General features: G+C 58.8%; 32 protein-coding genes. All 32 read left to right on the forward strand.

Annotated elements, in window-relative coordinates; all coding sequences use genetic code 11:
- Window positions 1-26: 26 nt before the first annotated feature.
- The 32 genes from fusA to bfr all read left to right on the forward strand — a co-directional run bounded on the left by fusA (window position 27) and on the right by bfr (window position 20200).
- Window positions 27-2162 (forward strand): elongation factor G, encoded by a 2136-nt coding sequence (gene fusA / locus PVE35_RS03080; protein ID WP_268181151.1) that lies wholly within the window; start codon window positions 27-29, stop codon window positions 2160-2162.
- A 30-nt stretch (window positions 2163-2192) separates the two neighbouring features.
- Window positions 2193-3386, forward strand: coding sequence for an elongation factor Tu (gene tuf / locus PVE35_RS03085; RefSeq protein ID WP_268181140.1), 1194 nt, complete (start codon window positions 2193-2195; stop codon window positions 3384-3386).
- A gap of 156 nt (window positions 3387-3542) precedes the next feature.
- Window positions 3543-3854, forward strand: coding sequence for a 30S ribosomal protein S10 (gene rpsJ, locus PVE35_RS03090; RefSeq protein ID WP_003243886.1), 312 nt, complete (start codon window positions 3543-3545; stop codon window positions 3852-3854).
- 83 nt (window positions 3855-3937) lie between these two features.
- Window positions 3938-4567: a 50S ribosomal protein L3 gene (rplC, locus tag PVE35_RS03095; RefSeq protein WP_268181153.1), complete on the forward strand. Its 630-nt coding sequence runs from the start codon at window positions 3938-3940 to the stop codon at window positions 4565-4567.
- Between the two features lie 14 nt (window positions 4568-4581).
- On the forward strand, window positions 4582-5184 hold the full coding sequence (gene rplD / locus PVE35_RS03100) for a 50S ribosomal protein L4 (RefSeq protein ID WP_268181155.1): 603 nt from the start codon (window positions 4582-4584) through the stop codon (window positions 5182-5184).
- Window positions 5181-5480, forward strand: coding sequence for a 50S ribosomal protein L23 (gene rplW / locus PVE35_RS03105; RefSeq protein WP_268181157.1), 300 nt, complete (start codon window positions 5181-5183; stop codon window positions 5478-5480). The genes rplD and rplW overlap by 4 nt, the downstream gene beginning before the upstream one ends.
- Window positions 5481-5494: 14 nt before the next feature.
- The gene (rplB, locus tag PVE35_RS03110; protein ID WP_268181158.1) at window positions 5495-6319 is read left to right on the forward strand and encodes a 50S ribosomal protein L2; all 825 of its coding nucleotides are present in this window, start codon (window positions 5495-5497) and stop codon (window positions 6317-6319) included.
- A 16-nt stretch (window positions 6320-6335) separates the two neighbouring features.
- Window positions 6336-6611, forward strand: a complete 276-nt coding sequence (gene rpsS, locus PVE35_RS03115) for a 30S ribosomal protein S19 (RefSeq protein WP_268181160.1) — start codon at window positions 6336-6338, stop codon at window positions 6609-6611.
- Between the two features lie 11 nt (window positions 6612-6622).
- The gene (gene rplV / locus PVE35_RS03120) at window positions 6623-6958 is read left to right on the forward strand and encodes a 50S ribosomal protein L22 (protein WP_159973768.1); all 336 of its coding nucleotides are present in this window, start codon (window positions 6623-6625) and stop codon (window positions 6956-6958) included.
- A 13-nt stretch (window positions 6959-6971) separates the two neighbouring features.
- On the forward strand, window positions 6972-7658 hold the full coding sequence (gene rpsC, locus PVE35_RS03125; RefSeq protein ID WP_003243898.1) for a 30S ribosomal protein S3: 687 nt from the start codon (window positions 6972-6974) through the stop codon (window positions 7656-7658).
- 12 nt (window positions 7659-7670) lie between these two features.
- Window positions 7671-8084 carry a 50S ribosomal protein L16 gene (gene rplP, locus PVE35_RS03130; protein ID WP_003243901.1) on the forward strand — a complete coding sequence of 138 codons (414 nt, stop codon included), beginning with the start codon at window positions 7671-7673 and terminating at the stop codon, window positions 8082-8084.
- Window positions 8084-8275 carry a 50S ribosomal protein L29 gene (gene rpmC / locus PVE35_RS03135; RefSeq protein WP_268181162.1) on the forward strand — a complete coding sequence of 64 codons (192 nt, stop codon included), beginning with the start codon at window positions 8084-8086 and terminating at the stop codon, window positions 8273-8275. Before rplP ends, rpmC begins: the two co-directional genes overlap by 1 nt.
- 2 nt (window positions 8276-8277) lie before the next feature.
- On the forward strand, window positions 8278-8544 hold the full coding sequence (rpsQ, locus tag PVE35_RS03140) for a 30S ribosomal protein S17 (protein ID WP_268181164.1): 267 nt from the start codon (window positions 8278-8280) through the stop codon (window positions 8542-8544).
- A 23-nt stretch (window positions 8545-8567) separates the two neighbouring features.
- Window positions 8568-8936, forward strand: coding sequence for a 50S ribosomal protein L14 (gene rplN / locus PVE35_RS03145; protein WP_003243907.1), 369 nt, complete (start codon window positions 8568-8570; stop codon window positions 8934-8936).
- Between the two features lie 11 nt (window positions 8937-8947).
- A complete protein-coding gene (gene rplX / locus PVE35_RS03150) occupies window positions 8948-9262 on the forward strand; it encodes a 50S ribosomal protein L24 (RefSeq protein WP_003463290.1) in 315 nt (104 codons plus the stop codon).
- A 19-nt stretch (window positions 9263-9281) separates the two neighbouring features.
- Window positions 9282-9821, forward strand: a complete 540-nt coding sequence (gene rplE, locus PVE35_RS03155; RefSeq protein ID WP_003243911.1) for a 50S ribosomal protein L5 — start codon at window positions 9282-9284, stop codon at window positions 9819-9821.
- Between the two features lie 15 nt (window positions 9822-9836).
- Complete coding sequence (gene rpsN, locus PVE35_RS03160; protein WP_003243912.1) at window positions 9837-10142, forward strand: 30S ribosomal protein S14; 306 nt, start codon at window positions 9837-9839, stop codon at window positions 10140-10142.
- Between the two features lie 192 nt (window positions 10143-10334).
- A complete protein-coding gene (gene rpsH / locus PVE35_RS03165; protein WP_003243915.1) occupies window positions 10335-10727 on the forward strand; it encodes a 30S ribosomal protein S8 in 393 nt (130 codons plus the stop codon).
- 12 nt (window positions 10728-10739) lie between these two features.
- A complete protein-coding gene (rplF, locus tag PVE35_RS03170; protein WP_277373786.1) occupies window positions 10740-11273 on the forward strand; it encodes a 50S ribosomal protein L6 in 534 nt (177 codons plus the stop codon).
- Window positions 11274-11284: 11 nt separating this feature from the next.
- Entirely contained in the window at window positions 11285-11635 is a 351-nt protein-coding gene (gene rplR, locus PVE35_RS03175; RefSeq protein ID WP_268181169.1) for a 50S ribosomal protein L18, read from the forward strand.
- A gap of 3 nt (window positions 11636-11638) precedes the next feature.
- The gene (gene rpsE, locus PVE35_RS03180; protein WP_268181171.1) at window positions 11639-12139 is read left to right on the forward strand and encodes a 30S ribosomal protein S5; all 501 of its coding nucleotides are present in this window, start codon (window positions 11639-11641) and stop codon (window positions 12137-12139) included.
- Between the two features lie 2 nt (window positions 12140-12141).
- The gene (gene rpmD, locus PVE35_RS03185; RefSeq protein ID WP_159973761.1) at window positions 12142-12321 is read left to right on the forward strand and encodes a 50S ribosomal protein L30; all 180 of its coding nucleotides are present in this window, start codon (window positions 12142-12144) and stop codon (window positions 12319-12321) included.
- 2 nt (window positions 12322-12323) lie between these two features.
- Window positions 12324-12755: a 50S ribosomal protein L15 gene (gene rplO / locus PVE35_RS03190; RefSeq protein WP_277373788.1), complete on the forward strand. Its 432-nt coding sequence runs from the start codon at window positions 12324-12326 to the stop codon at window positions 12753-12755.
- Window positions 12756-14084 (forward strand): preprotein translocase subunit SecY, encoded by a 1329-nt coding sequence (secY, locus tag PVE35_RS03195; protein WP_277373789.1) that lies wholly within the window; start codon window positions 12756-12758, stop codon window positions 14082-14084.
- Between the two features lie 28 nt (window positions 14085-14112).
- Window positions 14113-14229 carry a 50S ribosomal protein L36 gene (gene rpmJ, locus PVE35_RS03200; RefSeq protein WP_002555468.1) on the forward strand — a complete coding sequence of 39 codons (117 nt, stop codon included), beginning with the start codon at window positions 14113-14115 and terminating at the stop codon, window positions 14227-14229.
- 133 nt (window positions 14230-14362) lie between these two features.
- Complete coding sequence (gene rpsM / locus PVE35_RS03205) at window positions 14363-14719, forward strand: 30S ribosomal protein S13 (protein WP_012019780.1); 357 nt, start codon at window positions 14363-14365, stop codon at window positions 14717-14719.
- 30 nt (window positions 14720-14749) lie between these two features.
- Window positions 14750-15139 (forward strand): 30S ribosomal protein S11, encoded by a 390-nt coding sequence (gene rpsK / locus PVE35_RS03210; protein WP_003243933.1) that lies wholly within the window; start codon window positions 14750-14752, stop codon window positions 15137-15139.
- A 17-nt stretch (window positions 15140-15156) separates the two neighbouring features.
- Window positions 15157-15777: a 30S ribosomal protein S4 gene (rpsD, locus tag PVE35_RS03215; RefSeq protein WP_268181176.1), complete on the forward strand. Its 621-nt coding sequence runs from the start codon at window positions 15157-15159 to the stop codon at window positions 15775-15777.
- 22 nt (window positions 15778-15799) lie between these two features.
- Complete coding sequence (gene rpoA / locus PVE35_RS03220) at window positions 15800-16801, forward strand: DNA-directed RNA polymerase subunit alpha (protein ID WP_268181178.1); 1002 nt, start codon at window positions 15800-15802, stop codon at window positions 16799-16801.
- Window positions 16802-16845: 44 nt separating this feature from the next.
- On the forward strand, window positions 16846-17232 hold the full coding sequence (rplQ, locus tag PVE35_RS03225; RefSeq protein WP_277373794.1) for a 50S ribosomal protein L17: 387 nt from the start codon (window positions 16846-16848) through the stop codon (window positions 17230-17232).
- Window positions 17233-17455: 223 nt separating this feature from the next.
- Complete coding sequence (gene katG / locus PVE35_RS03230) at window positions 17456-19606, forward strand: catalase/peroxidase HPI (protein ID WP_268181181.1); 2151 nt, start codon at window positions 17456-17458, stop codon at window positions 19604-19606.
- A gap of 129 nt (window positions 19607-19735) precedes the next feature.
- Window positions 19736-20200 (forward strand): bacterioferritin, encoded by a 465-nt coding sequence (gene bfr / locus PVE35_RS03235; RefSeq protein WP_268181183.1) that lies wholly within the window; start codon window positions 19736-19738, stop codon window positions 20198-20200.
- Window positions 20201-20228: the final 28 nt, after the last annotated feature.

Here is a 20228-nt window from a genome sequence, read left to right on the forward strand (position 1 = left end):
GGCTCCACTAACCTTGCGAGGGCTTTATGGCTCGTAATACAGCAATTAACCGCTACCGTAACATCGGTATCTGCGCGCACGTCGATGCGGGCAAGACGACCACTACCGAGCGGATCCTGTTCTACACAGGCCTGAGCCACAAGATGGGCGAGGTGCATGATGGCGCCGCGACCACCGACTGGATGGTTCAGGAGCAGGAGCGTGGTATCACCATTACTTCTGCTGCGATCACCACCTTCTGGGAAGGTTCGCGTCGCCAGTACGACAAGTACCGCGTAAACGTCATCGATACCCCCGGTCACGTCGACTTCACCATCGAAGTAGAGCGCTCCCTGCGCGTACTCGACGGCGCGGTCGTGGTGTTCTGCGGTACCTCGGGCGTTGAGCCGCAGTCCGAAACCGTATGGCGTCAGGCCAACAAGTACGGTGTTCCGCGTATCGTCTACGTGAACAAGATGGACCGTGCTGGCGCCAACTTCCTGCGTGTCGTCGGTCAGATCAAGAACCGTCTGGGTCACACCCCGGTTCCGATCCAGATCGCCATCGGTGCCGAGGATAACTTCGAGGGTCAGGTCGACCTGATCAAGATGAAGGCCATCTACTGGAACGATGACGACAAGGGTACTACCTACCGCGAGGAAGAGATTCCTGCCGAGCTGGTAGACCTGGCCAACGAATGGCGTTCCAACATGGTCGAGGCGGCTGCCGAGGCCAACGAAGAGCTGATGAACAAGTACCTCGAAGAGGGTGATCTCTCTGCCGAGGACATCAAGGCTGGTCTGCGCGCCCGTACTCTGGCGAGCGAGATCGTTCCGGCTGTCTGCGGTTCCTCGTTCAAGAACAAGGGTGTTCCTCTGGTTCTCGATGCCGTCATCGACTTCCTGCCGGCGCCGACCGAGATTCCTGCGATTCAGGGTATCCACCCGGATCACATCGATCTTGGCGACGAAGCACCGAAGGACGAGCGTCATGCGGACGACAACGAGCCGTTCTCGGCGCTGGCGTTCAAGATCGCGACCGACCCCTTCGTCGGTACCCTGACCTTCGTTCGCGTTTACTCGGGCGTTCTGGAGTCCGGCCAGTCGGTCATCAACTCCGTGAAAGGCAAGAAAGAGCGCGTTGGTCGTATGGTGCAGATGCACGCCAACCAGCGTGACGAGATCAAGGAAGTGCGCGCGGGCGACATCGCTGCTCTGATCGGCATGAAGGACGTCACCACTGGTGACACCCTGTGCGATCCGGACAAGCCGATCGTTCTCGAGCGTATGGACTTCCCGGAGCCCGTAATTCACGTGGCTGTCGAGCCGAAGACCAAGGCTGACCAGGAGAAGATGGGTATCGCGCTGGGCAAGCTGGCCCAGGAAGACCCGTCCTTCCGCGTCAAGACCGACGAAGAGTCCGGCCAGACCATCATCGGTGGTATGGGTGAGCTGCACCTGGACATCCTCGTTGACCGCATGAAGCGCGAGTTCGGCGTCGAGGCCAACATTGGCAAGCCGCAGGTGGCCTACCGCGAAACCATTTCCAAGGACAATGTCGAGATCGAAGGCAAGTTCGTTCGTCAGTCCGGTGGTCGTGGTCAGTTCGGTCACTGCTGGATCCGCTTCTCGACTCCGGACGTGGACGACAAGGGCAACATCACCGAGGGTCTGGTGTTCACCAACGAAGTCGTAGGTGGTGTGGTTCCGAAGGAATACATCCCGGCCATCCAGAAGGGTATCGAAGAGCAGATGAAGAACGGCGTCGTTGCCGGCTATCCGCTGATCGGCCTGAAGGCGACCGTGTTCGATGGTTCCTACCACGACGTCGACTCCAACGAGATGGCGTTCAAGATCGCTGCCTCCATGGCGACCAAGCAACTGGCCCAGAAGGGCGGTGGTAAGGTGCTCGAGCCGATCATGAAGGTGGAAGTGGTGACTCCCGAGGACTACATGGGTGACGTGATGGGTGACCTGAACCGTCGTCGTGGTCTGATCCAGGGTATGGAAGATTCGGTTTCCGGTAAGGTTATCCGTGCCGAAGTTCCGCTGGGCGAGATGTTTGGTTACGCTACCGACGTCCGTTCCATGTCCCAGGGTCGCGCCAGCTACTCCATGGAATTCTCCAAATACGCCGAAGCTCCGTCGAACATCGTCGAAGCTCTGGTTAAAAAACAAGGCTAATCCCGCCCTTTAAGTAAGAGGTTTACTGTCGTGGCTAAGGAAAAATTCGAACGTAACAAACCGCACGTCAACGTCGGCACCATCGGTCACGTTGACCACGGTAAGACCACTCTGACCGCTGCTCTGACCCGCGTCTGCTCCGAAGTTTTCGGTTCGGCCAAGGTCGACTTCGACAAGATCGACAGCGCTCCGGAAGAGAAAGCTCGTGGTATCACCATCAACACTGCGCACGTAGAGTACGACTCCAACATTCGTCACTACGCGCACGTTGACTGCCCGGGTCACGCCGACTACGTGAAGAACATGATCACCGGTGCTGCCCAGATGGACGGCGCGATCCTGGTCTGCTCGGCTGCCGACGGCCCCATGCCGCAAACCCGTGAGCACATCCTGCTGTCCCGTCAGGTAGGCGTACCGTACATCGTCGTGTTCCTGAACAAGGCCGACATGGTTGACGACGCTGAGCTGCTGGAACTGGTCGAGATGGAAGTTCGCGACCTGCTGAGCACCTATGACTTCCCGGGTGACGACACTCCGATCATCATCGGTTCCGCGCTGATGGCGCTGAATGGCGAAGACGACAACGAACTGGGCACCACTGCGGTCAAGAAGCTGGTCGAGACTCTGGATACCTACATCCCTGAGCCGGTTCGTGCCATCGACAAGCCGTTCCTGATGCCGATCGAAGACGTGTTCTCGATCTCCGGCCGCGGCACCGTGGTAACTGGCCGTGTCGAGCGCGGTATCGTCAAGGTTCAGGAAGAGATCGAGATCGTCGGTCTGCGTCCGACCACCAAGACCACCTGCACCGGCGTGGAAATGTTCCGCAAGCTGCTGGACGAAGGTCGTGCTGGCGAGAACTGCGGCGTGCTGCTGCGCGGCACCAAGCGTGATGAAGTCGAGCGTGGTCAGGTACTGGCCAAGCCGGGCACCATCAAGCCGCACACCAAGTTCGAGGCTGAGGTTTACGTGCTGTCCAAGGAAGAAGGTGGTCGTCACACCCCGTTCTTCAAGGGCTACCGTCCGCAGTTCTACTTCCGTACCACTGACGTGACCGGTTCGTGCGAACTGCCGGAAGGCGTTGAGATGGTAATGCCGGGCGACAACATCAAGATGGTTGTCACCCTGATCAAGCCGATCGCCATGGAAGACGGCCTGCGCTTCGCGATTCGCGAAGGTGGTCGTACCGTTGGTGCCGGCGTGGTTGCCAAGATCGTCGAATAATCTCCTCGATCCGCGGTAAGGAAAGGGCCCTTCGGGGCCCTTTTTTATTGAGCTGGTTAAAAGTTGACACCCCCAGGGGGCATCCGTACAATTGCGCCTCCCTCGAGCGGGCGTAGTCCGTCTGTGGGAATTAGCAGCTTGGAATCTGAGGTCAAAATGCAAAACCAACAAATCCGTATTCGGTTGAAGGCTTTTGACCATCGCCTGATCGATCAATCTACCCAGGAAATCGTGGAAACCGCGAAACGTACTGGTGCTCAGGTGCGTGGTCCGATTCCTCTGCCTACTCGTAAGGAGCGGTACACCGTTCTGATCTCTCCGCACGTCAACAAGGACGCGCGCGATCAGTACGAAATCCGCACTCATAAGCGTGTGCTGGACATCGTTCAGCCGACGGACAAAACCGTCGACGCGCTGATGAAGCTCGACCTTGCGGCAGGCGTGGAAGTGCAGATCAGCCTCGGCTAAAACCTGGCGGTTTTAGTCGTGTAACGCTCTGAAATGGGCGGCCATAGCGGGTGAAAGCCCCGTACACTCATGAGGTTTATAACATGACTATTGGTGTAGTCGGTCGTAAGTGCGGCATGACCCGCATTTTCACCGAAGAAGGTGTCTCCATTCCGGTCACGGTCATCGAGATCGAGCCGAATCGCGTCACCCAGTTCAAAAACGAGGAGTCCGATGGCTACCGCGCAGTGCAGGTCACTGTAGGTGAGCGCCGTGCCTCCCGTGTCAGCAAGGCTCAGGCCGGTCACTTCGCCAAGGCGAACGTCGCGGCAGGTCGTACCGTCATGGAGTTCCGTCTTGAAGAAGGCGACTACCAGGCTGGCGATCTGATCAACGCTGAAATATTCCAAGCTGGTCAACTGGTGGATGTCACTGGTCAGTCCAAAGGTAAAGGCTTCGCCGGTACCATCAAGCGTTGGAACTTCCGCGGCCAAGACAACACTCACGGCAACTCCGTGTCCCACCGTGTTCCGGGTTCCATTGGCCAGTGCCAGACCCCGGGTCGCGTATTCAAGGGCAAGAAGATGTCCGGTCACCTGGGTGCCGAGCGCGTTACCGTTCAGTCCCTGGAAGTCGTGCGCGTAGACGCCGAGCGTAACCTGCTGCTGGTCAAGGGTGCCGTTCCTGGCGCTACTGGCGGCGACGTTATCGTTCGTCCGGCTGTCAAGGCGTAAGGGGAGAATCTGAGATGCAATTGAATGTAAATGGCGCTCAGGCGATCGAAGTGTCCGATGCGACCTTCGGTGGCGAGTTCAATGAGACCCTGGTTCACCAAGCAGTCGTAGCCTACATGGCTGGCGGCCGTCAGGGCACCAAAGGCCAGAAGTCCCGTTCCGACGTTTCCGGTGGCGGCAAGCGCCCCTGGCGTCAGAAGGGCACCGGTCGTGCCCGTGCCGGTACCACCCGTGGTCCGATCTGGCGTGGCGGTGGTGTGACCTTCGCAGCGTCCACCCGCAACCACGAGCAAAAGCTGAACAAGAAGATGTACCGCGCTGCCCTGCGCTCCATCCTTGCTGAGCTGGTGCGTACCGATCGTCTGGTCGTGGTCGAAGACTTCGCCGTCGAGGCTCCGAAGACCAAGGCGCTGCTGAGCAAGCTCAACGGCCTGGGCCTGAACGACGTGCTGATCGTTTCCGATGCCGTCGACGAGAACCTGTACCTGGCTGCCCGCAACCTGCCGCACGTCGACGTACGTGACGTCCAGGGTTCTGATCCGGTCAGCCTGATCGCGTACGAAAAGGTGCTGGTCACCGTTTCGGCCGTGAAGAAATTCGAGGAGCTGCTGGGATGAACCAGGAACGCGTATTCAAAGTGCTGCTTGGCCCGCACGTCTCCGAGAAGGCCACGACGCTGGCTGACAAGCAAGGTCAGTTCGTTTTCAAAGTCGCTACCGATGCGACCAAGCTGGAAATCAAGAAGGCCGTCGAAAGCCTGTTCAACGTGAAGGTTCAGCGCGTTACTACCCAGAATGTTCTGGGCAAGAGCAAGCGCACCGCTCGCGGTCTGGGCAAGCGTAACGACTGGAAGAAGGCAGTTATCTCCCTTCAGCCGGGCCAAGATCTCGATTTCACCAGCAGTGCTGAGTAAGGAAGGGGTGCATCATGGCAATCGTTAAATGCAAACCGACTTCCGCTGGCCGCCGTTTTGTGGTCAAGGTGGTCAATCAGGAGCTGCACAAAGGCGCTCCTTATGCTCCGCTGCTGGCGAAGAAGTCGAAATCCGGTGGTCGTAACAACAACGGCCGCATCACCACCCGTCATATCGGTGGTGGTCACAAGCAGCATTACCGTCTGGTCGACTTCCGTCGCAACGACAAGGATGGCATCCCTGCCACCGTCGAGCGCGTGGAATACGATCCGAACCGTACTGCTCACATCGCTCTGCTGAAGTACGCCGACGGTGAGCGTCGCTACATCATCGCCCCGAAAGGCGTGGTAGCTGGCGATCAACTGGTTGCGGGCATCATGGCCCCGATCAAGCCGGGCAACAGCCTGCAGCTGCGCAACATTCCGGTGGGTTCGACCGTTCACGGTATCGAGCTGAAGCCGGGCAAGGGTGCTCAGATCGCTCGCTCCGCTGGAGCTTCCGCTCAGCTGATCGCTCGTGAAGGTGCTTATGTGACCCTGCGTCTGCGCTCCGGCGAGATGCGTAAAGTCCTGGCCGAGTGCCGTGCGACCCTGGGCGAAGTCTCGAACTCCGAGCACAGCCTGCGTTCGCTGGGTAAAGCCGGTGCCAAACGCTGGCGTGGCGTTCGTCCGACCGTTCGTGGTGTTGCCATGAACCCGGTAGATCACCCGCACGGTGGTGGTGAAGGTCGTACCTCCGGTGGTCGTCATCCGGTGTCGCCATGGGGCTTCCCGACCAAGGGCGCGAAGACCCGTGCTAACAAGCGCACCGACAACATGATCGTCCGTCGTCGCAAGTAAATAGAGGGATACGACAGTGCCACGTTCTCTGAAAAAAGGTCCTTTTATCGATCTTCACCTACTGAAGAAGGTCGAGGCGGCGGTGGAAAAGAACGATCGCAAGCCGGTTAAAACCTGGTCGCGCCGTTCCATGATCCTGCCGCAGATGGTCGGTCTGACCATCGCTGTGCATAACGGTCGTCAACATGTCCCGGTTCTCGTGAACGAAGACATGGTCGGCCACAAACTCGGCGAATTTGCTGCCACTCGTACCTACCGTGGTCACGTGGCAGACAAAAAAGCCAAGCGCTAAGGGGTTAGGAAATGACTGAAGTAGCCGCTAAGTTGTCGGGCGCTCGCATCTCCGCCCAGAAAGCCCGCTTGGTCGCTGACCAGATCCGCGGGAAGAAGGTGGGCGAAGCGCTCAACCTCCTGGCTTTCAGCAACAAGAAAGCCGCCGAGATCATGAAGAAGGTGCTGGAGTCGGCCGTGGCCAACGCCGAGCACAACGAAGGCGCAGACGTTGATGATCTGAAGGTCAGCACCGTTTTCGTCAACGAAGGGCGTTCGCTTAAGCGCATCATGCCGCGTGCCAAAGGCCGTGCTGATCGCATCGTCAAGCGGTCTTGCCATATCACTGTCAAGGTTGCGGACAAGTAACGGAGTCGATCAGATGGGTCAGAAAGTACATCCCGTTGGCATCCGCCTGGGAATCGTCAAGGATCACACCTCGGTCTGGTACGCAGACGGTCGCAATTATGCCGACTATCTGAATGCCGACCTGAAGGTTCGTGCATACCTGCAAGACAAACTAAAAAGCGCGTCCGTTAGCCGTATCGACATCGCTCGCCCGGCTCAAACCGCACGCATCACCATCCACACCGCTCGTCCCGGCATCGTGATCGGCAAGAAAGGTGAAGATGTTGAGAAGCTGCGTCAGGACCTGACCAAGCAAATGGGTGTGCCGGTGCACATCAATATCGAAGAGATCCGCAAGCCGGAGCTCGACGGTATGCTGGTTGCGCAGAGCGTAGCTCAGCAGCTGGAGCGTCGTGTGATGTTCCGTCGCGCCATGAAGCGCGCTGTACAGAACGCCATGCGCATTGGTGCCAAGGGCATCAAGATCCAGGTGAGTGGTCGTCTCGGCGGCGCTGAAATCGCCCGTACCGAGTGGTATCGCGAAGGTCGTGTGCCCCTGCACACCCTGCGTGCCGACATCGATTACGCCACCTACGAAGCGCACACCACCTACGGTGTGATCGGCGTCAAGGTTTGGATCTTCAAGGGTGAGGTCATCGGTGGCCGCACTGAAGAGCTGAAGCCGCAAGCGCCCGCTCCTCGTAAAGCTGCCAAGAAATAAGGAGTACGCATCATGTTGCAACCAAAGCGTACGAAGTTCCGCAAGCAGATGACCGGCCACAACCGTGGTCTGGCTCAGCGCGGTAGCAAAGTGAGCTTCGGCGAATTCGCGCTGAAGTCCGTTGCCCGCGGTCGTCTCACCGCTCGTCAGATCGAGTCCGCTCGTCGTGCTCTGACCCGTCACGTTAAGCGTGGCGGCAAGATCTGGATCCGCGTCTTCCCGGACAAGCCGGTTACCAAGAAGCCTCTCGAGGTGCGTATGGGTAAAGGTAAGGGTGGCGTCGAGTACTGGGTAGCCCAGATCCAACCGGGCAAGGTCCTGTACGAGATCGAAGGCGTATCCGAAGAGTTGGCGCGCGAGGCTTTCGCCCTGGCTGCTGCAAAGCTGCCGCTCGCCACCACCTTTGTTAAGCGGACGGTGATGTGATGAAAGCGACCGAACTTCGTGAAAAAAGCGCGCAACAGCTGAACGAGCAACTGCTCGGCCTGCTGCGCGACCAGTTCAATCTGCGTATGCAGAAGGCGACTGGCCAACTGGGGCAGACTCACCTGCTCTCGCAAGTGAAGCGCGACATCGCTCGCGTCAAGACTGTCCTCAGCCAGCAGGCAGGTAAGTAATCATGGCCGAAGTTGAAAAAACAGTCCGTACGCTGACCGGCCGTGTTGTCAGCGACAAGATGGACAAGACCATCACCGTTCTGATCGAGCGTCGCGTCAAGCACCCGATCTACGGTAAATACGTCAAGCGTTCGACCAAGCTGCACGCTCACGACGAAAACAACCAGTGCAAGATCGGCGATTTCGTCTCCATCCGTGAGACCCGCCCGCAGTCCAAGACCAAGTCCTGGGCCCTGGTTGAAGTCGTTGAACGCGCAGTCGAAGTCTAAGGGCTAGGGGTCGGAGAAATTTTATGATTCAGACTCAATCCATGCTCGATGTGGCTGACAACAGTGGTGCACGTCGTGTGATGTGCATCAAGGTGCTGGGCGGCTCCCATCGTCGCTACGCCGGCATCGGCGACATCATCAAGGTCACCGTCAAGGAAGCAATTCCGCGCGGCAAGGTGAAGAAAGGTCAGGTCATGACCGCAGTGGTCGTTCGTACCCGTCACGGCGTTCGCCGTGCCGATGGTTCGATCATCCGCTTCGACGGCAACGCTGCTGTTCTGCTGAACAACAAGCAAGAGCCGATCGGTACCCGTATTTTCGGGCCAGTGACCCGTGAACTGCGTTCCGAGAAGTTCATGAAGATCGTCTCGCTCGCCCCTGAAGTGCTTTAAGGAGATCCGACATGCAAAAGATTCGTCGTGACGACGAGATCATCGTGATCGCCGGCAAAGACAAAGGTAAGCGCGGTAAGGTGCTCAAGGTTCTCGCTGACGACCGTCTGGTCGTCGGTGGCATCAACCTGGTGAAGCGTCATACCAAGCCGAACCCGATGTCGGGCGTTCAGGGCGGTATCGTCGAGAAAGAAGCGCCACTGCACGCTTCCAACGTTGCCATCTTCAACTCTGAAACCAACAAGGCTGATCGCGTTGGCTTCAAGGTTGAAGACGGCAAGAAAATTCGTGTCTTCAAGTCCACCCAGAAGCCGGTTGGCGCTTGAGAATCATAGGTAGAACACCATGGCACGACTGAAAGAGATTTACCGGAAGGAAATCGCGCCCAAGCTGAAGGAAGAACTGAAGCTGGCGAACGTGATGGAAGTTCCGCGCATCACCAAAATCACCCTGAACATGGGCCTGGGCGAAGCGATCGGTGACAAGAAAGTCATCGAGAACGCCGTTGCCGACCTCGAGAAGATCACCGGTCAGAAAGTCGTCGTGACTCATGCCCGCAAGTCGATCGCAGGTTTCAAGGTTCGTGAGGGCTGGCCGATTGGCGTCAAGGTCACTCTGCGTCGCGAGCGTATGTACGAGTTCCTGGATCGTCTGCTGTCCATCTCCCTGCCGCGCGTGCGTGACTTCCGCGGCCTGAATGCCAAGTCCTTCGACGGCCGTGGCAACTACAGCATGGGCGTGAAAGAGCAGATCATCTTCCCGGAAATCGATTACGACAAGATCGATGCGCTGCGTGGTCTGGACATCACCCTGACTACCACTGCCCGTAACGATGATGAAGGCCGCGCTCTGCTGCGTGCTTTCAACTTCCCGTTCCGCAACTGATCGGAGTCTGGACAAATGGCCAAGACAAGCATGAAGAACCGCGAGCTGAAGCGTCAGCAGACGGTTGCCAAGTACGCCAAGAAGCGTGCCGAGCTGAAAGCGATCATCGCCAACCCGAACTCCACTCCGGAAGCTCGTTGGGAAGCCCAGGTCGCCCTGCAGAAGCAGCCGCGTGACGCCAGCGCCTCGCGCCTGCGTAACCGCTGCCGCATCACCGGCCGTCCGCACGGCGTTTACCGCAAGTTCGGTCTGTCGCGTAACAAGCTGCGCGAAGCCGCCATGCGCGGTGACGTACCGGGCCTGGTGAAAGCCAGCTGGTAAGGCGTAGTAAAAAAGCGAAGCCGGCCTAGTGCCGGCTTTGTCTTTATGTGAACAAGCCCCTTTTGGGGCTTGATTCATTTTTGATCGGTCTCTAGAATGTCCGGCTCTCCTGAGCCTGGTATTTGCGTGCCGAGCTTTTGGATGATCCCACAGCCTTCTGGCTGTTCTTTTTGTATCAGGAGCGTCTAGCCCATGAGTATGCAGGACCCGTTAGCGGACATGCTAACTCGTATCCGTAATGCCCAGATGGCTGAAAAGTCCGTCGTAAGCATGCCGTCTTCCACTCTGAAGGTGGCTGTAGCCAAGGTTCTGAAGGACGAAGGTTACATTGCGGGTTACGAAGTCAATGGCGAAGCCAAGCCGCAGTTGTCCATCGAGCTGAAGTACTTCGAGGGCCGTCCGGTCATCGAGGAAGTCAAGCGCGTGAGCCGTCCCGGCCTTCGTCAATACAAATCCGTCGATGACCTGCCGAAGGTACGCGGCGGTCTCGGTGTTTCCATCGTCTCCACCAACAAGGGTGTGATGACGGATCGCGCTGCGCGCGCTGCCGGTGTCGGCGGCGAAGTGCTCTGCACCGTGTTCTAAGGGGGGATAAGCATGTCTCGCGTTGCTAAGAACCCCGTCGTGCTGCCTGCCGGTGTCGAGGTCAAACTCGCCGGTCAGCAGCTTTCGGTCAAGGGTGCCAAGGGCGCTCTGGAACTGAACGTTCACTCGTCCGTGGAAGTGATCCAGGAAGGCTCCGAGCTGCGTTTCGCCGCTCGTAATGGCGATCAGCAGAACCGCGCCATGGCCGGTACTACTCGTGCCCTGGTCAACAACATGGTCATCGGTGTCAGCCAAGGCTTCGAGCGTAAGCTGCAACTGGTCGGCGTGGGCTACAAAGCTCAGGCCAAAGGTCAGGTGCTGAACCTCGCTCTGGGCTTCTCCCACCCGATCGACTACGAACTGCCGGCAGGCGTCGTGGCCGAAACCCCGAACCAGACCGAGATCCTGATCAAGGGTATCGACAAGCAGATGGTGGGTCAGGTAGCTGCGGAAATCCGTGATTTCCGTCGTCCTGAGCCGTACAAGGGCAAGGGTGTTCGTTACGCGGATGAAGTCGTCCGTCGTAAAGAAGCCAAGAAGAAGTAAGGGGCTGAGATATGAACGAGAAAAAAGTTACTCGTCTGCGTCGCGCTCGCAAAGCACGCCTGAAAATGCACGAGCTCGAAGCCGTGCGTCTGTGCGTGTACCGCTCCTCGCAGCACATCTATGCCCAGGTCATCTCGGCCGACGGCAGCAAGGTCCTGGCCAGTGCCTCGACTTTGGACAAAGCACTGCGCGACGGCGCCACTGGCAACGTCGACGCCGCCAAGAAAGTTGGTCAGCTGGTAGCCGAGCGTGCGAAAGCCGCTGGTGTGACCCAGGTTGCATTCGACCGTTCTGGCTTCAAGTACCACGGTCGCGTCAAGGCGCTGGCCGATGCTGCTCGTGAAGGCGGGCTGGAGTTCTAAGTTATGGCAAATAACGACCAAAAGCGCGACGAAGGCTACATCGAGAAGCTGGTTCAGGTGAACCGCGTTGCCAAGACCGTTAAAGGCGGCCGTATCTTCACCTTCACCGCGCTGACCGTGGTAGGTGATGGCAAGGGTCGCGTCGGTTTCGGCCGTGGCAAGTCCCGTGAAGTACCGGCTGCCATCCAGAAGGCGATGGAAGCTGCGCGTCGCAACATGATCCAGGTGGATCTGAACGGCACCACCCTGCAGTACCCGGTCAAGTCCGCTCATGGCGCCTCCAAGGTGTACATGCAGCCGGCATCCGAAGGTACCGGCATCATCGCCGGCGGCGCCATGCGTGCCGTGCTGGAAGTGGCTGGCGTACAGAACGTTCTGGCCAAGTGCTACGGCTCCACCAACCCGGTGAACGTGGTGCATGCCACTTTCGAAGGTCTGAAGGCCATGCAATCCCCTGCGTCCGTTGCGGCCAAGCGTGGCAAGAGCGTCGAGGAGATTCTCTAACCATGGCTAACACCGTCAAAGTGACTCTGATCAAGAGCACCAATGGCCGTCTGGCCAATCACAAAGCTTGCGTCAAGGGCCTGGGCCTGCGTCGCATTGGTCACACCGTCGAAGTTCAGGACACTCCTGAAAACCGCGGCATGATCAACAAGGCTTACTACCTGCTGAAGGTGGAGGGTTAATCATGCAACTGAACGATCTGCGTTCCGCGCCGGGTGCCCGTCGCGAAAAGCACCGTCCGGGCCGTGGCATCGGTAGCGGTCTGGGCAAGACCGGTGGCCGTGGCCACAAGGGTCAAACCTCCCGCTCCGGTGGTTCCATCGCTCCGGGCTTCGAGGGTGGTCAACAGCCGTTGCACCGCCGTCTGCCGAAGTTCGGCTTCGTTTCCCTGAAGGCTATGGATCGCGCCGAAGTGCGTACCTCCGAGCTGAACAAGGTCGAAGGTGTCGTCACTCTGCAGGCTCTGAAGGATGCCAATCTGGTTGGCCATCACGTACAGCGTGTGAAAGTCATGCTGTCCGGCGAGGTTACCCGTGCGGTCACCCTGAAAGGTATCGCTGCCACCAAGGGTGCGCGTGCGGCTATCGAAGCAGATGGCGGTAAGTTCGAGGACTAAATGGCTAAGCAAGGTGCTCTCTCTGCGTTGGCAGGTGGCGGGTTGTCCGAACTCTGGGCTCGTCTGCGTTTTCTGTTCCTGGCGATCATCGTCTATCGGATAGGCGCGCACATCCCGGTGCCCGGCATTAACCCGGACCGCCTGGCGGACTTGTTCCGCCAGAATGAGGGGACCATTCTTAGCTTGTTCAACATGTTTTCCGGCGGCGCGCTGGAGCGGATGAGCATCTTTGCACTGGGGATCATGCCGTACATCTCGGCTTCGATCATCATGCAGCCGATGACCGCCGTCAGCCCGCAGCTGGAGCAGTTGAAGAAGGAAGGTGAAGCTGGCCGTCGCAAGATCAGCCAGTACACCCGCTACGGCACTCTCGTCCTGGCATTGGTACAGGCCACCGGCATGTCCGTGGGGCTGGCCAGTCAGGGCGTCGCGTTCTCGGTCGGTTTCGGTTTCCACTTCGTGGCGGTCACCACTTTCGTGGCGGGCGCGATGTTCATGATGTGGCTGGGCGAGCAGATCACCGAGCGCGGTGTCGGCAACGGTATCTCGATGCTGATCTTCGCTGGCATCGTGGCCGGTCTGCCGAGGGCGATCGGGCAGTCTTTCGAGTCTGCGCGTCAGGGCGATATCAATATCTTCGCTCTGGTTGCCATCGCTCTGCTGGCTGTGGCGATCATCGCTTTCGTGGTGTTCATCGAGCGTGGTCAGCGCCGCATTGCGGTGCACTACGCCAAGCGTCAGCAGGGCCGCAAGGTCTTCGCTGCGCAGACCAGTCACCTGCCGTTGAAGGTGAACATGGCGGGTGTGATTCCGGCCATTTTCGCCAGCAGCCTTCTGCTGTTCCCGGCTTCGCTGGGTTCCTGGTTCGGTCAGTCCGAAGGTCTGGGCTGGTTGCAGGACATTGCGCAGGCGATCGCTCCCGGTCAGCCGTTGAACATCTTGCTGTTTAGTGCAGGGATCATTTTCTTCTGCTTCTTCTACACGGCGCTGATGTTCAACCCGAAAGACGTAGCGGAAAACCTGAAGAAGTCCGGTGCCTTTATTCCGGGTATCCGTCCGGGCGAGCAGTCGGCGCGCTATATCGATGGCGTTCTGACCCGTTTGACCATGTTCGGTGCTCTGTACATGACGGCCGTGTGCCTGCTGCCCCAGTTCCTGGTGGTGGCGGCCAACGTTCCGTTCTACCTTGGCGGGACCTCGTTGCTGATCGTGGTCGTGGTTGTCATGGACTTCATGTCCCAAGTGCAATCGCACCTCGTGTCTCACCAGTACGATTCCCTGATGAAGAAAGCCAACCTGAAGGGTTATGGCAGCGGCATGCTCCGCTGATCCACCCGTAAGGTTCGAGGAGTTGGTAATGAAAGTTCGTGCATCGGTGAAAAAGCTGTGCCGTAACTGCAAAATTATCCGTCGCGAAGGTGTCGTGCGGGTGATCTGCAGCGCAGAGCCGCGTCACAAGCAGCGCCAAGGCTGAGTGTGAACCACGCGTGATAAGCCCGGCAGCTAGTGCGCTGCCGGGTTGATTATTTGTTTTTACAGCGTTAATATCTCGCGCCCTATTTCTTGGCTTCCGGGGCGTAGGTAGCTGTCAATTGGAGTTCCACTGAATGGCCCGTATTGCAGGCGTTAACATTCCGGATAACAAGCACACTGTTATCTCGCTGACCTACATCTATGGTGTTGGTCGCACCACTGCACAGAAAATCTGTGCCGCTACCGGCGTAAATCCGGCTGCGAAAATCAAGGATCTGACTGACGAGCAGATCGAGCAACTGCGTGGCGAAGTAGCCAAGGTGAATACCGAAGGCGACCTGCGTCGTGAAGTGAATATGAAGATCAAGCGCTTGATGGATCTGGGTTGCTACCGCGGCCTGCGTCATCGTAAAGGTCTGCCGGTTCGCGGTCAGCGCACCAAGACCAACGCTCGCACCCGTAAGGGCCCGCGTAAGCCGATCCGCAAGTAATCGCATTCGCGAATCGACAGGAATCTAGTCATGGCAAAACCTGCTGCTCGTACTCGTAAGAAAGTCAAAAAGACGGTGGTCGATGGCATCGCCCACATCCACGCGTCTTTCAACAACACCATCGTGACCATTACCGACCGTCAGGGTAACGCCCTGTCCTGGGCTACCTCTGGTGGTTCGGGTTTCCGCGGCTCGCGTAAGTCCACTCCGTTCGCTGCCCAGATCGCCGCCGAGCGTGCCGGTCAGGCCGCCCTGGAGTATGGCCTGAAGAACCTCGACGTGAACGTCAAGGGCCCGGGCCCGGGTCGCGAATCCGCTGTGCGTGCTCTGAACGCCTGCGGCTACAAAATCGCCAGCATCACCGACGTGACGCCCATCCCGCACAACGGGTGCCGTCCGCCGAAGAAGCGTCGCGTGTAAACAGGAGACAGTGAGAAATGGCTCGTTACATTGGTCCCAAGTGCAAACTGTCTCGCCGTGAAGGCACCGATCTCTTCCTGAAGAGCGGTGTTCGCGCGCTGGAATCCAAATGCAATATCGAATCCGCTCCCGGCATCCACGGTCAGCGTCGCGGTCGTCAATCCGACTACGGCACCCAGCTCCGTGAGAAGCAGAAAGTCCGTCGTATCTACGGCGTGCTGGAGCGTCAGTTCAGTGGTTACTACAAGCAAGCTGCCAGCCAGAAGGGCGCCACCGGCGAAAACCTGCTGCAACTGCTGGAGTGCCGTCTGGATAACGTGGTTTACCGTATGGGTTTTGGCGCCACTCGTGCCGAGTCCCGTCAGCTAGTTTCGCACAAAGCGATCAGCGTCAACGGTAAGACCGTAAACGTACCGTCCTACCAGGTTAAGGCTGGCGACGTCGTTGCTGTTCGCGAGAAGTCGCGCAACCAGCTGCGCATCGCTCAGGCTCTCGAGCTCTGCGCCCAACGCGGCCGTGTTGAGTGGGTAGAAGTAGACGCCGAGAAGAAGTCGGGTGTGTTCAAGAACGTCCCGGCTCGTAGCGATCTGTCCGCTGACATCAACGAGAGCCTGATTGTCGAGCTCTACTCCAAGTAAGGGCTAGAAAATAGGTGCATCCATGCAGATTTCGGTAAATGAGTTCCTGACCCCCCGCCACATCGATGTGCAGGAGGTCAGTCCGACCCGCGCCAAGATCACCCTCGAGCCTCTCGAGCGTGGCTTTGGCCATACCCTGGGCAACGCGCTGCGTCGCATCCTGTTGTCCTCCATGCCTGGCTGTGCAGTGGTCGAGGCCGAGATCGATGGCGTACTCCACGAGTACTCCGCGATCGAAGGTGTGCAGGAAGATGTCATCGAGATCCTCCTGAACCTGAAAGGTCTGGCCATCAAGCTGCACGGCCGTGACGAAGTGACCCTGTCTCTGTCCAAGAAGGGCCCGGGCGTCGTTACCGCTGCCGATATTCAGCTGGATCACGATGTCGAAATCGTCAACGGCGACCACGTCATCGCCAACCTGGCCGACAACGGCGCGCTGAACATGAAGCTCACCGTGGCCCGTGGCCGCGGTTACGAGCCGGCCGATGCGCGTCAGAGCGACGAAGACGAAAGCCGCAGCATTGGTCGCTTGCAGCTCGACGCTTCGTTCAGCCCCGTTCGCCGTGTTGCTTACGTGGTGGAAAACGCCCGTGTCGAGCAGCGTACCAACCTGGACAAGCTGGTTCTCGATCTGGAAACCAACGGCACCCTCGACCCTGAAGAGGCCATTCGTCGTGCCGCGACCATCCTGCAGCAGCAGTTGGCCGCGTTCGTCGACCTCAAGGGTGATAGCGAGCCGGTGGTGGTCGAGCAGGAAGACGAGATCGATCCGATCCTGCTGCGCCCTGTCGACGATCTGGAACTGACCGTGCGTTCGGCCAACTGCCTCAAGGCGGAGAACATCTACTACATCGGCGATCTGATCCAGCGCACCGAAGTAGAGCTGTTGAAGACTCCGAACCTGGGCAAGAAGTCCCTGACCGAAATCAAGGACGTTCTGGCTTCTCGTGGTCTGTCCCTCGGTATGCGCCTCGATAACTGGCCGCCGGCAAGTCTGAAGAAAGACGACAAGGCGACTGCCTGATCGTCATCATCACCGAACGAACAAGTTTGGTAAGGAATTGAACCATGCGTCATCGTAAAAGTGGCCGTCACCTCAGCCGCACCAGCGCTCACCGCAAGGCCATGTTCCAGAACATGGCGGTCTCGCTGTTCGAGCACGAGCTGATCAAAACTACCCTGCCGAAAGCCAAGGAACTGCGTCGCGTTGCCGAGCCGCTGATCACCCTGGCCAAGGAAGACAGCGTTGCCAACCGTCGTCTGGCCTTCGACCGCACTCGCTCGAAAGCCATCGTCGGCAAGCTGTTCAACGATCTGGGCAAGCGCTACGCCACCCGTAACGGCGGCTACCTGCGCATCCTCAAGTGCGGCTTCCGCGCTGGCGACAACGCCCCGATGGCTTATGTCGAGCTGGTTGACCGTCCGGTCGCTGGCTCGGTAGAAACTGCCGAGTAAGCGTCACGTTGTAGAAAGAACCGGGCCCTGTGCCCGGTTTTTTTGTTTCAGGGGCTTGGCGCTCTGATGCTTTCCATTGCTCTTTGGTTCCTGAAACAAATAAAGATAAAACCTATCGGCTTCTTGGAATTCATATATTGGTTCTCTTATCAAAGCGCGGCTACGCTTGTTCCAAAGTCGACTGCAGGCCAAGGGTCGACCCGATGAGGAGAAGGAGAGAACCATGTCGAACCCAGGTAAATGTCCATTCAATCACGTCGCCGGTGGCGGCACGTCCAACAGGGATTGGTGGCCGAAGCAACTGCGTGTGGATCTGCTGAATCAGCATTCCGACCGCTCCAACCCGCTGGGCGAAACCTTCAGTTACGCCGAAGCCTTCAAGAAACTCGACTACAAGGCGCTCAAGGCCGATCTGGTCAAGCTGATGACCGACAGCCAGGATTGGTGGCCGGCGGACTTCGGTCACTATGGCCCGCAGTTCATCCGTATGGCCTGGCACTCCGCCGGTACCTATCGCACCACCGACGGCCGGGGCGGCGGTGGCCGTGGTCAGCAACGTTTTGCCCCGCTGAACTCCTGGCCGGACAACGTCAATATCGACAAGTCGCGTCGCCTGCTGTGGCCGATCAAGCAGAAATATGGCCAGTCCATCTCCTGGGCTGACCTGTATATCCTCGCCGGTAACGTCGCGCTGGAAACCATGGGCTTCCGTACCTTCGGTTTTGCCGGCGGTCGTGAGGACGTATGGGAACCGGATCAGGACGTCAACTGGGGGGCCGAAGAGGCCTGGCTGGGGGTCGATCCCAAGCGTGTGGATGAAAAGCGTGAACTCGCCGAGCCCTTTGGTGCCACGCACATGGGCCTGATCTATGTGAATCCGGAAGGCCCTAATGCCAGCGGCGACTACATGGAGGCGGCCAAGGACATTCGCGCCACCTTCTACCGCATGGCCATGAATGACGAGGAGATCGTTGCGCTGATCGCTGGCGGCCATACCTTCGGCAAATGCCATGGCGCGGCGCCCGAGTCGCACAAGGGGCCGGAGCCGGAGGCTGCGCCCATTGAGGCGCAAGGCCTGGGCTGGATGAGCAACTACGGTAGCGGCCATGGCAAGGACACCGTTTCCAGCGGCCTGGAGGTGACCTGGACGAAGACGCCGGCGCTATGGAGCAACAACTTCTTCGAGAACCTGTTCAAGTTCGAGTGGGAGCTGACCCATTCCCCCGCAGGCGCCAAGCAGTGGGTGGCCAAGGATGCACCGGAAATCATTCCCGATGCCCATGTGCCGGGTAAATTCCACAAGCCGACCATGCTCACCACCGATCTGAGCCTGCGTTTCGATCCGGAGTTCGGCAAGATCTCCAAGCGCTTCTACGAGGATCCGCAGTCCTTCGCCGATGCCTTCGCCCGCGCCTGGTTCAAGCTGACCCACCGTGACATGGGGCCGAAAGCGCGTTACTTGGGCCCGGAAGTGCCGAAAGAGGATCTGATCTGGCAAGACCCGCTGCCGGCTGCCGTGCACAACCCGAGCGCTGCCGATATCGCCGAGCTGAAGGCGAAGATCGCTGCATCCGGGCTGTCGGTGGGCGATCTGGTGTCCGTGGCCTGGGCTTCGGCTTCCACCTTCCGTGGTGGCGACAAGCGTGGTGGTGCCAATGGTGCGCGCCTGGCACTGACGCCGCAGAAGGACTGGGCCGTGAACCAGCGGGCAATTCAGGTGCTGCCGAAGCTGGTTGAGATCCAGCAGGCCTCCGGCAAGGCTTCGCTGGCCGATGTGATCGTGCTGGCCGGTAACGTCGGTGTCGAGCTGGCCGCCCAGGCCGCTGGCGTGGCTGTGGACGTACCCTTCGCACCGGGCCGTGTCGATGCGCGCCAGGATCAGACCGATGTGGAGTCCTTCGATGTGCTGGAGCCGGTTGCCGATGGCTTCCGCAACTACAGCAAGGGCAACCTGGGTGTGCCCACCGAGGCCATGCTGGTGGACAAGGCGCAGATGCTGACCCTGACCGCGCCGGAGCTGACCGCCCTGGTCGGTGGCCTGCGTGTACTGGGTGCCAACCATGACGGTGGCCAGCATGGTGTATTCACCGACAAGGTCGGCGTACTGAGCAACGACTTCTTCGTCAACCTGCTGGACATGGGCACCGAGTGGAAGGCCGTGGACAGCTCCAGCGAAGTGTTCGAGGGGCGTGAGCGCAAGACCGGTGCGGTTAAATACACGGCGACCCGCAATGATCTGGTGTTCGGCTCCAACTCGATACTGCGTGCTTACGCCGAGGTGTACGCCAGTGCCGACGGCAAGGAGAAGCTGGTCAAGGACTTCGTCGCTGCCTGGACCAAGGTAATGAACCTGGATCGCTTCGACCTGGCCTGAGTCTGAATGACGCACCGCAGTGCGTCAGCAAAACACAACGCCTCCCTCGTGGAGGCGTTGTGCTTTTGCTTGACCATGAGCGCCGTCAAGCGGAGCATTGCCCACTCGAATGCAACAAGGATTGCCGGCATGAAAGGCCATATCGAAGTCATCGACTACCTCAAGCACCTGCTCAAGGGTGAACTGGCCGCGCGCGACCAGTATTTCATCCACTCGCGGCTGTACGAGGACTGGGGCTTTGACAAGCTCTACGAGCGCATCAATCACGAGATGGAAGAGGAAACCCAGCACGCCGATGCGCTGCTCAAGCGGATTCTCTTTCTCGAAGGCGTGCCGGACATGGTGCCGAGCCCCTTCAAGTTCGGCCAGACCGTACCCGAAGCGCTGAAGCTGGATCTGGCCCTGGAGTACGAAGTGCGTGCGGCCCTGAGCAAGGGCATCGAACTGTGCGAGAAACACCAGGATTACCAGACCCGCGACATCCTCCTGGCTCAGCTCAAGGACACCGAGGAAGACCATGCCTACTGGCTGGAGATCCAACTGCAACTGATCGACAAGCTGGGGCTGGAGAAGTACCTGCAAAGTCAGATGTGAGCTTCAAGCCGCAAGCTGCAAGAAAAAG

Source organism: Pseudomonas sp. AA-38 (genome assembly GCF_029457475.1).
Taxonomy (GTDB): domain Bacteria; phylum Pseudomonadota; class Gammaproteobacteria; order Pseudomonadales; family Pseudomonadaceae; genus Aquipseudomonas.